Raw genomic sequence first — 12836 nt, 5'->3', positions numbered from 1 at the left:
CTGAACCAGGACACGGAAGGAGAAAAAATGTTGAAAATCACAATTGCTGGGATTGGTTATGTTGGATTATCTAACGCAATTCTATTAGCTCAAAAGAATGAAGTGGTAGCTTTTGATGTTGACAAAAATAAGGTTGAAATGGTAAATGAAAGAAAATCTCCAATACGTGATACTGAAATTGAGTTGTTTTTAAATACTAAGGAATTGAACATAGTTGCAACAACGGATAGTTTACTAGCGTATAGAGATGCAGATTATATAATTATTGCTACTCCAACCGATTATGATCCTGTACGGAATTATTTTAATACGCGCACGGTTGAGAGTGTAATTGCGACAGCTATCGCTATTAACCCAGATGCGATTTTGATAATAAAGTCTACTGTACCAGTTGGTTATACGGAAGCAATTAAAAAGAAATTTCATTCTAATAATATCATTTTTTCACCAGAATTTTTGCGTGAAGGTCAAGCGTTACATGACAATCTTTATCCGTCTCGCATCGTTGTCGGTGAGCAATCAGAGCGTGCGGAAGTATTTGCGAGCCTATTAAAAGCGGCTGCCATTAGAGAAGATATACCGGTATTATTGACTGATTCAACTGAGGCGGAATCAATTAAGTTGTTCTCGAACACCTATTTGGCAATGCGCGTTGCCTTTTTCAATGAGCTGGATACGTATGCAGAAGTGCGTGACCTTAACTCTAAACAAATTATAGAGGGGGTTGGTCTGGATCCACGTATCGGCGTACATTACAACAATCCTTCATTTGGTTACGGCGGTTACTGTTTACCGAAGGACACGAAACAACTTCTTGCTAATTATAAAGATGTTCCGAACAATATCATAGCAGCGATAGTCGATGCGAACCGGACTCGTAAAGATTTCGTCGCCGATTCTATTTTGAAACATAATCCGAAGCGTGTTGGGGTGTATCGACTAACAATGAAAACTGATTCTGATAACTTCCGTGCATCTTCTATTCAAGGAATTATGAAACGTATTAAGGCAAAAGGGGTCGAAGTAGTTGTGTATGAACCTGCTCTAAAAGATGACTTGTTTTATAATTCACCAGTCATTAAAAACTTAGATACATTCAAAGAAATAGCTGACGTGATTGTGACAAATCGCTTGCATCCTGAACTCGAAGATGTTGTTGAAAAAGTGTACACTCGTGATTTGTATACTCGAGATTGAAAAATGAGGTGGATGGTTAATCATAGCCAATAGTATGTTTTTTTTGATTCTTAACCTTTGGAGGCGAGTTTCATTCTCGTTGACCACAATGAGTTCAATGCGTTTGATTTCGCGGAGCTTCAGGCGTCAATGCGTCGTCCGATGATCTTCGACACACGCAACATCGTCAAAGCGAACGGTGAAGACGTGGCAGTCGTCAACTATGGTAACCCTCATATCTTTAAAAACAAAACAACTGTTAGAATATGATAATCAATCGGGGTTAGGATGACTTTTTCATCCTAGCTTTTTTTTAAAATTGAACAAATTCTAACGCTATTATCAAGTGTTTTCTGTTAAAAAATTACTGAAATAACATCGAAAGTGCTAAAGCTTCTACGTTTCCTTCCGATATAAAAAGTATGAAAACTTTAAAATTAACAAATCAGGGGAATCAGAAATTCATACGTTTGCAATCTTTTATCTCTCAACTTCAGAATGAACCCCCTATGAATCAAGATAGTTACTCCACGCAAGAGTTTAACGAAGATTTAACCTTCCATCGAATTCTGCCAAACTCACTCAACCAAAGTGCTATCTCAACAGACATAAAAAAAATACAAACGGTTACTTCATTTCAAACGCTCCTCTCCAAACGACAACTGCTCTACTTGAGTGCCGCCTTTCAACAGGCGGACTTACCGATGCTTTGCTTGAAAGGTCCTGTCATCTTAGAGAAAGCATATGCGGGACAAGCTAATCGCATCATGCGGGATTTGGATTTACTCGTTCATTCGGATCGACTTGAAGAAGCGGCAAGCTTACTCCTACAACAAGGCTATGTGACGGAACATGATTTAGGCGATATCGAGTTCCGAAAAAAGGAGAATCACTACGTTTTTGTACATAAAGATCACCGTCATGTCGTGGAATTACATTGGAAACTATTTCCAAACATTCTTGAAGAGCCTGACTTTCACTTGTTGTGGGATACGCGAGGCTCCATACAACTCGGCGAACAGTCCGTTTATTGCTTGAACAATGAAATTCTATTCGCGTACTTGATTATTCACGGGACGAAACATGGCTGGTTCCGTCTTAAATGGTTATTTGATATTCATCAGTTCTTGAAGCTGCCACTCGATTGGTCGCAAGTTTCGGCATTGACGGATGCTTGGGAGATTCAACATATGATGGGACAGGCGATGATATTAGTTCAAGAGCTGTTTCATCAAGATGTTCCCCGCGAATTACAACCGTACATGCATTCTAGTAAAAGCAAGCGGATGACACATAGTGCGTTAAAGATGATGAGCGAAAAGCTTGATGCTGAACAAACGAGTCTACACTTCAAGAACTATCTGATTTGGAAGAAGTATTATTTCTTGATACGGTCTCCGGAGAAAAAAAAGCAGTTTTTCTTGTATCACTTTATCCCGACTCAACATGACCGAGAAGTACTTCCGCTACCGAAATCGTTACACGCACTGTATATCCCGCTACGCCCACTTACTGTGTTGATGAGACGTTACCAGGCGAAGCGAGAACACATGTCATGAATGCAATTTTTGGCGTCTTTGCCTCGTCACCTTCATCGAGTGTCAAAAGAACGGTATCGACCCTTCAATCGACCTATACGAAACGTTATGCCTTTGACCGCTCCCGAACAGAAATCGGAGAAACATGGGGAATGGGTGCGATGGAGCAATGGATTACCGGTGAGGCGGAACAGTCACCACAACCGTATCGATTGGATTCGATTGTCGTTGTCGCCGACGCGATGCTCGATTACCGGGATCAACTCATCAACCAATTGGAACTTTCGCATGAGGATGAATACGCTGACGTGGAACTGATTGCGCATGCGTATCGAAAGTGGGGCATCGATTGTGTCCAGCAGTTTCAAGGGATCTATGCGTTTGCGATTTATGACGAAATGAGTGACGAACTGTTTATCGTTCGTGACCGGTTGGGGGAACGGGCGATTTGTTACACCGTTCAAGAAGGTGAGCTTGCCTTTAGCACGACACCGAAGCCGCTCGCGACGCACTACCATTGTGAAATCGATGAGGCATATGTAGAGCAATACGTGGTGTTTCCGTTACGTCTAACGAGTCACGATGCATTCCGCACGCCTTGGCAAGGGATTCGCTATATTCCACCTGGTCACACATTGCGCTATAAGAACGGACGAATTCGCTTGGATCAATATTGGACTTATCCGAAACATTCCAAACGGGAATTCGCTTCCGAAGAGGCATGCTATCAGGAGTTGGACCAAATATTGAAGGATGCGACAGCGACCTGCATGCGAACGGATGGAGAAGTCGGAATCATGCTGAGTGGGGGGCTTGATTCAACGACAGTCGCTGCATTCGCTGAACCAACGTTACGACAACAACATAGATCACTGCATGCCTTCACCCATGTGCCCCTTGCTGAATATGAAGATTCTGAAGAAGTGCTGGGAAATGAACGTCCTCTAGTGGAAGAATTGCTATCGAATTATCCAGGTATTCAGCCGAATTGGGTTGAAAATCGGGAACGAAATAGCTTCAATACGATAGATGATTGGTTACATATCCTTGAGATACCATATATCTTTTTTATCAATGCACCGTGGATGCTTTCGATTCATGAACAGGCACAAGCCACTGGCGTAAAAGTCATGCTGAACGGTAAACATGGGAACTTCACCATCTCATACGGTCCTCTATCGACGTACTACGCGGAAATTATAAAGACGATGCAAATATCAAAAATCATGACCGAGTTTCGTGAGCTTGTACGGATGAATCAAAATCCGCTTCAATCGTTGAAGCAAATGATAGGTCCTGTGTTGTTTAAACATAGAGAGTATCGCAACGTGAAGAATTTCTTTCAACAGCACACATCTCAAGTACATTCAGAAAAGGTCCAACAAAAACTATCGTACAGTCATCTCGATGTGTACACACCAGATGTGAAAAAGAGAAATGAACGCATGTATGAAGCAGATGATTTACATCTCCGCGGGGTCCTATCGACGATGATTTCACTTCATTTTGGATGTGTCATTCGCGATCCGCTGTCGGATATTAATCTGATTAGCTTCTGTGCGAGTTTACCGTCTGAGTACTTCGCATCAAAAGGAGTCTCTAAACGGCTCGTCCGTTCATTGATGAAAGAACGTCTGCCGCATTCAATCTTAAAGTCGACACGAAGCAGGGGCAAGCAATCTGCTGATTGGAGTGTGCGCCTCGCTCATGAAAAAGAAAAAGCTCTGTCTGAACTAAAGACAACAAGTCTTTCTCAACCGTATTTTCAAATATTTGATATATCGATTCACCCTTGGGAGTCTTTGATGAACGATGTCTGGAAAACAAGCTTGCTATTTCGGATGATTGCAATTCAAAAATTTAAAGGAGGTGATTCGTTATGAAATTAGAATGGACAACACCGGTTGTTGAAGAATTGGATGTAAAAGAAACTGCAGCTGCAGGAATGTTTACTATGGACGCAACCGATTTCTCATCATAATTAAAAGGAGCCTTCTCACATCTGTGACGAAGGCTTCTTCCTTAACAGAAAGCGAGTAGATGATGCACGGATTAAATCATTTTAATGACGCCAAGGCGTTCATTCAACATATACAGCAACAAGTGAACAAACAAATCTGGTACGTGGTTGCGTGGGGGAGTCTGAACGGTTTTCTGACCGGACTCGGGATCTTACTCATCCTCCCGCTATTATCCCTGACAACGATCGAGGTACCGAATTCGGTTGATTCGATTGGGTTCCGCTTTCCGGACAACTGGTCTTTCGGTGTACAACTGACCGTCGTGCTCGGCCTCTACTTCCTTTTGATCAGTCTGAGCGTATGGGTCAATCGAAAAGCGACGCTGGCGAGTGTGACCCTTCTGCAAAAGTACGTAAAACGGTTGCGGGATGAGCTATTTCAACACATTTTCCAGTCCAGTCTCGCGGACGTGTGGATGGATTCGCAAAGCCGCTATTCGAGTCTGTTCACGGTAGAAATCGGACGAATCAGTCTTGGGGTACAAGGGATCGTTAACCTCGTGACGACGCTTCTCGTGGCGCTTCCACAGATTCTAATTGCCTTTTATTTATCCCCCGGATTGACGACCTACGTCATGATCGGCGGAATCCTGTTATTTATCGGGCTCTATCGATCGATGAAGCGGGTGCGCCAGCTCGGGCACTCGTTGCAGCACTTGAATCTCGGCTTACAGCAGGCCGTCCAGGATCAACTGAACGGACTAAAAGAGATCAAAAGCTATGGGGCCGAAGTCCAGCATGTCGCAGACTTCCAACGTACGACCGACCAGATTCAACAGAATCTCATCGACTATACGTCCCAGCAGACGAGAGCGGACAGTTTCTACAAAGTCGGCGCCGCACTCCTTATCAGCCTGTTCTTAGGGATCGGGTTGTTGGCATTTCATTATGAAATGGCCTCACTTCTCGTCATCCTGCTCATCTTCAGTCGTTTATGGCCGGCCTTCTCCAGTGCGCAGCGTCACATCCAATCGGTGCTGACCGCACTCCCGAGCTTTGAGGTATATCAACATACGGTCAGTCGATTGCATCAGGAAGAGACTGGCGAACCTTCTGAAGCATTGATGTTTGAACAGCAGTTACGTTTTGAGAAGGTGTCTTATCGCTATCCGAATCATGAGCAGGATGCGTTGAAGGAAATCGATGTGACGATTCAGGCGGGGACGATGGTGGCACTCACGGGTCCTTCCGGTGCAGGGAAAAGCACAATGGTCGATCTGTTGCTGCAATTTATCGAACCCGACTCCGGTCGGATTGTAGTGGACGGTCAGCCGCTCACGACAGCGGATCGCGCCGCCTGGCTTTCTTCCATCGCGTATGTCCCGCAGCATCCATACTTGTTTTACGGGACGATCGAAGAAAACATTCGCAAGTGGAACCCTGATCTGTCGGATATCGAATTAGAGCAGGCACTCCAAATGGCGGACGCGACGTTCGTATATGAGTTGCCGGACGGTCTCCAGACACGGATCGGAGACTTCGGTCACTCTTTATCCGGCGGGGAGCGGCAACGCGTCGTATTGGCCCGTGCTTTGGCGAAGCGACCACGCTTATTGATCATGGATGAGGCGACGCGCGCCGTCGATGAAGCGCAGGAATCAAAGATTTTTGAGACGCTCCAAGCGTTAACCGGTGAGATGACGATCGTGTATATCACGCATCGCCGTGACATCGCACGTCTCGCCGATCAAGAGATTTGTCTGACCGGTGGAAGGATTGTTGAACGAGGTGAAGTGATTGAATCAGTATAAAGTATTCGGATTGCAGGTGGCATCGGAGATCGAGCTGGACGAGGTGCCAAAAGGGAATGGAGAAATCGACGTACATATTCGGAGAGCGGTCGTCGAACGACCGAAGGACGCGGTGTATGAAAATGAGGTATTCGGAGTAAAAGAACAGCTGTTTTATCTCCAAATCGAAGGGGTCGGGCGATTCCAGGTGGAGGACGGGGTGCGAATACTCGTCGATTCGGACCCGGAGGCGACAACCGAACAGTTGAAGTTATACCTCCTCGGTTCTTGTTTAGGGAGTTTACTTCACCAGCGTCACGTGTTGCCTTTACACGGCAGTGTGCTCGACGTGGCAGGAAGTGGAGTGCTTATCACAGGTTTATCCGGTGCCGGAAAGTCGACGATTGCGAATGCGTTGATCGCGAGAGGCTATCCGTTCGTGACAGATGACGTGGCAGCGGTGACGTTTGAAGCGGAGACACCGTTCGTCCATCTCGCCTATCCGTCGCAAAAACTATGGGAAGACGTCGTCGCAAGGTGGGATATCGGAGCGGAACGGATCGTCAATCGCCACGTCGAAGGACGGACGAAATTCTCAGTGGTTCGTAAACGCGATTTCGCGACACATGGTGTCCCGTTACGCTATATGATCGAAATCGTTCCGACGGATGACGTGACAGATCTCCAAATGACAGCCGTCACGGGGATGGAAAAAATCAAGACGCTGATTTCGCATACGTATCGGACCGAGCTGGTGGCGCACCTGCGTCCGAACGGGGCGTATTTGCAACACATCATGCAACTCGCCGGTCAGATTCAACTATTTCGTGTGAAGCGACCAATCGGTGTGCCGTTAGAGAATGAGATTTGTCATCAAATTTTAGAACAAGTACAAGTAGGAGTGGAAGTATAAGATGAACGTAACGGAATCAACAAAAGTGAAACAAAACCCGAACATGCTGACGACAGAAATGGACGGCGAAATCGTCATGATGAGCATCACGCACGGGAAATACTTCAGCATCGGCAAGACCGGCGTAGCAATCTGGGAGCAGATGGCGACGGAACGTACGATTGGTGAAGTCGTAGACCAATTGTGCGAGCGATATGAAGTGGAGCGTGGCACCTGCGCGCAAGATGTCATTCGTTTCGTAGAAAAGATGGCATCGAATGAGATTGTCCTCACGCAATGAGGAAACGATACACAGTCAAAGAGTGGGGGACGGCGTTTGAGGCGTTTATCCTGCTAGGGTTCGCCAGAGCAATCGTATTAACGCTCCCATTCTCTTTCGTCTCGAAAAGTTTGGGCCAGACGACGCCGGTCGAGAGAAAAACGCAAGCCCGTTCTTCCGCTTCGCTTCGTCTCGCAATCCAACGGGCGAGCCGCTACACGCCGTGGACGAGCAACTGTCTCGCGCAATCGTTGACGGCTTCATGGATGATGCGGGTGCGGGGTATGTCTTCGGTGACGTATCTCGGCGTGCGTCGGGATCACACCGGCGCACTCATCGCCCATTCATGGACACAATCAAATGAAGACTTTGTCACAGGGGCGAAAGGGCATGAACTCTTCCATGTGACGCAAACGTTTTATCGCTAAAGAACGGACGGCAAATCAATGCCGCCCGTTTTTGTTTTATCCGTTCAACCCTTCGATCGCCTTTCGTGTCTGTTCACGTGTCACGTGAAGATAACGCTCGGTCGTCTCGACGCGTTCATGCCCGAGCAGTTCTTTCACGACCATCAAGTCATGCATGTTGTTGTAGACGGTCGTCGCGAAGCTGTGACGGAGCTGGTGCGTCGTCAGTTCGATCCCGAGGTGTTTCTCGGCGATTTTCTTTAAATCCTCATTGACGAAGTTCGCGCGGACGGGTGTCCCTTTCGGCATGAGGAAGACGAGATTGGAGTTCCCTGCTTGCGGACGGTCCTTCTCGATATAGTGCGACAGTTCCTTGGCGAGGCGCGCGCTCATCGGGACATGCCGCGCCTTGTCGCCTTTCCCGTTAGCGACCAAAATCATCTGATGCCGGAAATCGAGGTGATGGAGCTCGAGGGCGAGCGTCTCACTGATCCGCAGTCCCGCGTCGCCGCCGACGAGATAGATGGCGTAGAGTGTTGCGTTTCGTGCGTAATGGAGAATCGTCTCGAACTGGTCGCGGGAGATGATCGTCTGTTGTCTTTGGACCGTCGAACGCGTGACGATATGCTGGAACGGGTTTTGTTTCACCCAGCGTTTTTGAAGCGCGAACGTGAACAGGCTCCGGATTGCCATGATATACGTCCGGACCGTGTTATCCGCGAGCCCGTTCAAGGACGCCTTATACGGACGGGCGTGTTTATCTTCCATGACGTCCTGGATATAGACGACCCCGCGTGCGGATACGAACGTCTCGAAACGACCGAGCGTGTTGCGGTACGTCTTCAGTGTCGTCTCCGGCTTTTCTCTCCGTACTTCCAAATCCTCCAAAAAGCATTGAATCGCGTCATGCAGCAGCATCTTCTTCATGTTCCTCACTCCTTCATTAGAATCGCTTGTCTCAGCTCCCGCTGCACGTCCGCCTTATACGCCCGGAGTCGGCTCGGCGAATAAGGGAGGGTGCTCTCGGTCCCGTCGATCAAGTGGCAAAGGAGCTCGAAATGCCGTGGGGACAACACACTTCGTTGCTCATCGAGCCAGTCGAAAAACCGGCGTTCGGAGTCGATACAGGACTCGGGCAGACGCTCGGCCGCGACCTCGTGTTTCAAGTGCCGGGCGTTCTTCTGTTGCTGGTTCAAGATGGCCCCGCGAATCCGTTGAAAGCAATACGTCTTCGATAACGTGCACCCACGGTTCAGCGCCTCCCATAACGCGATCCGTCCGATTTGGGCGCAGTCATCGATTTCGTTCGGATGGATGTTCAAGTGGCGGATGACGTAATGGATCATCGGTTCCCACTCCTGGATTTGTTCGTCAATCGTCTTCATCGGTCTCTTCTTTTCCGAGCGCTCTATCCTGATTCCTAGGTAAGACCGAGTATAATCGTTGTTCTTCCCGCTGTGCGAACGCCCCTATGCGCCTCAAGCGCAGGGCGGCTGTCTGAAATCCACCTATGATGAGTGTAGGAGCTCGTGAGGCTGGCGGTGACAACACGTAAAAGGTAAAGAACAACGATTCTTTCCTTTTTTAACGGGGATGTTATATTTTGGACAAAAGCGCTTTCATTAAATCTTGACATGCTATAATGGGAGGAAAATGAGAAGAAATGGGTGGAATGGTTATGGGGAAAACGACACCACGCAACTCGAAATGGATGCGGACATATAATCGGGCGCTCATCCTCCGACTGATTCGGCTCGATCAACCGGTGTCACGGGTCGAACTTGCGAAAAAGACGAACCTGACGAAACCGACAATTTCGAACATCGTCAATGAACTGAAAGAGGAGGGGCTCATCAATGAGCGGGAGCTTGGCGTTTCCAGTGGGGGACGTCGTCCGATCATGTTAGAACTCGCAGCGAGTGACCGCTTTGTCATCGGCATCGATGCGACGCAACGTCGACTGCATGGTGTTGTGACGAACATTCATGGCGAATTACTTGATGAAGCATGGCACGGTGAGCGATTTGATACGAACGAGGAATTCATCGACGCGATTGTGGCGCTTTACACCCAACTCGTAAAACGGACGACGGGAGAAGTCATCGGACTAGGCGTATCCGTCCACGGCATGGTTGAGGCGGGTGCTGGAATCGTCTTGTTCGCGCCGCGTTTCCACCTTCACGACATCCCACTAAAACGTGAACTCGAAGCACGTCTTGGTCAAAACGTATTTGTCGAGAACGACGTAAGGACACTTGCCCTTGGGGAGTTGTATTTTGGTGAAGCGATCGGCATTGACGAGTTTTTCTATATTTATGCCGGATACGGGATCGGGGGAGCATACGTCCATGGTGGTGAGCTGATTGACGGAGAGCATCATATCGCCGGAGAGATTGGGCATATGCGGATTATGCTTGACGGACCGATCTGTTCATGTGGCAACCGGGGCTGTTTGGAGGCGATTGCAGGAGAACGCGCGATTTTGACTGAAACTCGCCAACTAGCACACGACCTGACACTCGACGCACTTCGCGAATCGGTCAGCACGAATCCAGACGTCAGAACGTTATACGAGAGAGCGGGCGAGTATATTGGGATTGCTACGCTCAATATGATTCATTTATTGAACCCGGGGCGTATTTTGCTTGGCGGTCCTCTTTTCAGTTACGCGCCACACGTCGTGACGAATATACAAGAACGGGTTGCCCAGACCGCGCTCACGCTCGATGCCCGACAGACAGATATTCGAGTCGTTCCTTGGAGCGCAACTCATGGCGCACTTGGAGCCGCTGCCCTGATCACGAATCAAATGTTCGGTGAGATTCAATAAAGCAATCGTCTTTCCAAAGTGGAGAGACGATTTTTTATCTTTCTCAAAAGAAAGCGTTTACAGAACGAAATAGCGCATGGTATAGTCTATGTGTAGTTAGATAATAAAATTAATTTACTAAGTAAGGGGTGACACTCTCAAAGGTACGTCTGGAGGGGTAACGATGCAAAAAGAGACACCATTGAAAGATCAGTTCCATCAGATTTTCGGTCGCTACGGGGCGACTCGCTTGTTTGTCCGACAGGATGCGCACTTTGCTGAGGTGGAGACGTTCACCGGGAATGCGAACTGTGTCATCACCCGCTCACGCCGGGACGGTATTTTTCGTCTCTATGACGAGGAGACACGTGATATCCGACTGTTTCGGGCATCGAACCTCTCGCATGATGTGACGTTCGACGACATGGACAGTTTGTTCGAACGTCTCCTTTGGCTCTTAAAAGAACAGGATGCGTTACCGTTCGGGGCGGATTTATATGTTGTCGGACCATACATAGGTAGATCGAAATTAGACTTGGAATTGATTGCGTACACGTTGACCCGACTTGGAGACCTACCGATTCCGGAAGAGCTCATTCGGGAACTATGCCACCATCTTGTGGCGTGACTACACATCCAAAGGAGAATGAACATGAAAAAAACGACGATCGCACTTGCATCATCTGTACTTGTCCTCTCATCTTTGCTTGCCGCATGTGGTGACGATGAAACATCAGCTACGACAACTGAGGACGGAAAACCGGTCATCAACTGGTGGGGCTGGGCACCGCAGCCAGAAGTCGGAGAAGCGCTCGCGAAAGCGTTCAATGAATCGCAAGATGACTATGTCGTCAAATTTAAACGTCTCGAAGACTATGAGCAACAGCTCCAGGTTGCGATGCTCGGAGGAGATGGACCTGATGTCATCGGTCTGAAGGAACCAATGATTCCACAATATAAAGACCGTCTCGTGCCAACGAAAGACTACATGGACAAGGCAGCAGGAAAAGGATGGAAAGATAAATTCATCGAACTTGGAATTGAACAGACAACCGTGGATAGTGAACAGTTGGCAGTGCCAGTTGGCTTTACAGGACAGTCGTACCTCATGTACAACAAGACGCTCCTCGACAAATACGGTGTGACACCACCAAAGACATATGATGAGACGGTAGCGGCTGTTGAAAAAATCAATGCGTCTGGTGACAAAGTGATTCCGATGCAACTCGGTGCGAAAGACGCGTGGGTGGATGTAGACGTATTTAACGTCTTGAGCCATCAGGTCGCCCCAGGATACATCCAAAAAGTACTCGCAGGAGAGGCAAAATGGACAGACAAAGAAATGGTGGAAACCGCTGAACTTTGGCAGCAGTTGTTTGAGGATCAAGTGTTCCAGGAAGGGGCATTAGGTCTCGCCACATACATGGACGGAATGAACAACTTCTTCGACAAAAAAGCGGCGATGTGGATCATCGGATCGTGGGAGGCCCATTCGATGACTACAGCTGAAAAACGTGACAAATGGAACAATTTCGAAGATGAAATCGGTTTCGTTCCAATGCCGAACTTGGCTGGAGGAACAGAACAACCGGTAATCGCCTCAATTGATATGGCGCTCGGGATTAACAAAGAGTCTGAGCAAAAAGACGGAGCGGCTGCATTCATTGCCTACATGACACAGGGTGAAGGTCAGTCTCTCTACATGGAAAAATTCGAGATGGCGCCTGCGGTCAAAGACATCAAGGTGTCTTACGAGGACAAGTTCACGTCTGATGTGGAGCGTCAATCGTATGAAATCTTGAACGAAACGGTCAAGAACGCGGTGGCCGGACGAGGAATTCGTGATCCGAAAGTGTATGATACGCTTGGTAAAGAACTCCAAAACATTGCGGCAGGTCAGGATGCAAAAGAAGCACTTGCAAGAATCCAAGCCATTGCCGACCAATCTAAATAATCAAACGAGCGCCAGTAGCCAGTCTTGCTG

Annotated in this window: 11 protein-coding genes and 1 pseudogene; 10 read left to right on the top strand and 2 right to left on the bottom strand. The window is 47.8% G+C overall.

Annotated elements, in window-relative coordinates:
• The first annotated feature begins 30 nt into the window (after positions 1-30).
• From KNP03_RS04595 to KNP03_RS04560, 7 genes and pseudogenes are all read left to right on the top strand, one after another.
• Positions 31-1446, top strand: a pseudogene (locus tag KNP03_RS04595) (nucleotide sugar dehydrogenase).
• A gap of 239 nt (positions 1447-1685) precedes the next feature.
• Complete coding sequence (locus KNP03_RS04585) at positions 1686-2735, top strand: nucleotidyltransferase domain-containing protein (RefSeq protein WP_214825846.1); 1050 nt, start codon at positions 1686-1688, stop codon at positions 2733-2735.
• A complete protein-coding gene (locus tag KNP03_RS04580; RefSeq protein ID WP_214825844.1) occupies positions 2732-4597 on the top strand; it encodes an asparagine synthetase B family protein in 1866 nt (621 codons plus the stop codon). Before KNP03_RS04585 ends, KNP03_RS04580 begins: the two co-directional genes overlap by 4 nt.
• Before the next feature lie 157 nt (positions 4598-4754).
• On the top strand, positions 4755-6485 hold the full coding sequence (locus KNP03_RS04575; protein ID WP_214825842.1) for an ABC transporter ATP-binding protein: 1731 nt from the start codon (positions 4755-4757) through the stop codon (positions 6483-6485).
• A complete protein-coding gene (locus KNP03_RS04570) occupies positions 6472-7377 on the top strand; it encodes an HPr kinase/phosphorylase (protein ID WP_214825840.1) in 906 nt (301 codons plus the stop codon). The genes KNP03_RS04575 and KNP03_RS04570 overlap by 14 nt, the downstream gene beginning before the upstream one ends.
• 1 nt (position 7378) lies before the next feature.
• Positions 7379-7657 carry a lasso peptide biosynthesis PqqD family chaperone gene (locus KNP03_RS04565; protein WP_214825838.1) on the top strand — a complete coding sequence of 93 codons (279 nt, stop codon included), beginning with the start codon at positions 7379-7381 and terminating at the stop codon, positions 7655-7657.
• On the top strand, positions 7654-8064 hold the full coding sequence (locus tag KNP03_RS04560) for a lasso peptide biosynthesis B2 protein (protein WP_214825836.1): 411 nt from the start codon (positions 7654-7656) through the stop codon (positions 8062-8064). The genes KNP03_RS04565 and KNP03_RS04560 overlap by 4 nt, the downstream gene beginning before the upstream one ends.
• 36 nt (positions 8065-8100) lie before the next feature.
• Here the strand turns inward: KNP03_RS04560 and KNP03_RS04555 are convergent, their stop codons facing one another.
• Together KNP03_RS04555 and KNP03_RS04550 are read right to left on the bottom strand one after the other, a co-directional pair.
• Complete coding sequence (locus KNP03_RS04555; protein WP_214825834.1) at positions 8101-8970, bottom strand: tyrosine-type recombinase/integrase; 870 nt, start codon at positions 8968-8970, stop codon at positions 8101-8103.
• A gap of 5 nt (positions 8971-8975) precedes the next feature.
• Positions 8976-9428 (bottom strand): sigma factor, encoded by a 453-nt coding sequence (locus tag KNP03_RS04550; protein ID WP_214825832.1) that lies wholly within the window; start codon positions 9426-9428, stop codon positions 8976-8978.
• Between the two features lie 293 nt (positions 9429-9721).
• On the opposite strand from KNP03_RS04550, the gene KNP03_RS04545 reads away from it, so the two are divergent.
• The 3 genes from KNP03_RS04545 to KNP03_RS04535 all read left to right on the top strand — a co-directional run bounded on the left by KNP03_RS04545 (position 9722) and on the right by KNP03_RS04535 (position 12806).
• Positions 9722-10873: an ROK family transcriptional regulator gene (locus KNP03_RS04545; RefSeq protein ID WP_214825831.1), complete on the top strand. Its 1152-nt coding sequence runs from the start codon at positions 9722-9724 to the stop codon at positions 10871-10873.
• Between the two features lie 163 nt (positions 10874-11036).
• Entirely contained in the window at positions 11037-11480 is a 444-nt protein-coding gene (locus tag KNP03_RS04540; protein WP_214825829.1) for a hypothetical protein, read from the top strand.
• Positions 11481-11504: 24 nt separating this feature from the next.
• Positions 11505-12806 carry an ABC transporter substrate-binding protein gene (locus KNP03_RS04535; RefSeq protein ID WP_240544428.1) on the top strand — a complete coding sequence of 434 codons (1302 nt, stop codon included), beginning with the start codon at positions 11505-11507 and terminating at the stop codon, positions 12804-12806.
• The last annotated feature ends 30 nt before the right edge of the window (positions 12807-12836 follow it).

This window comes from Exiguobacterium algae (genome assembly GCF_018617875.1).
GTDB classification, from domain to species: Bacteria; Bacillota; Bacilli; order Exiguobacteriales; family Exiguobacteriaceae; genus Exiguobacterium; species Exiguobacterium algae.
The sequence above is the reverse complement of the archived record's forward strand: the minus strand, read 5'-3'. Positions and strand labels throughout refer to the sequence as shown.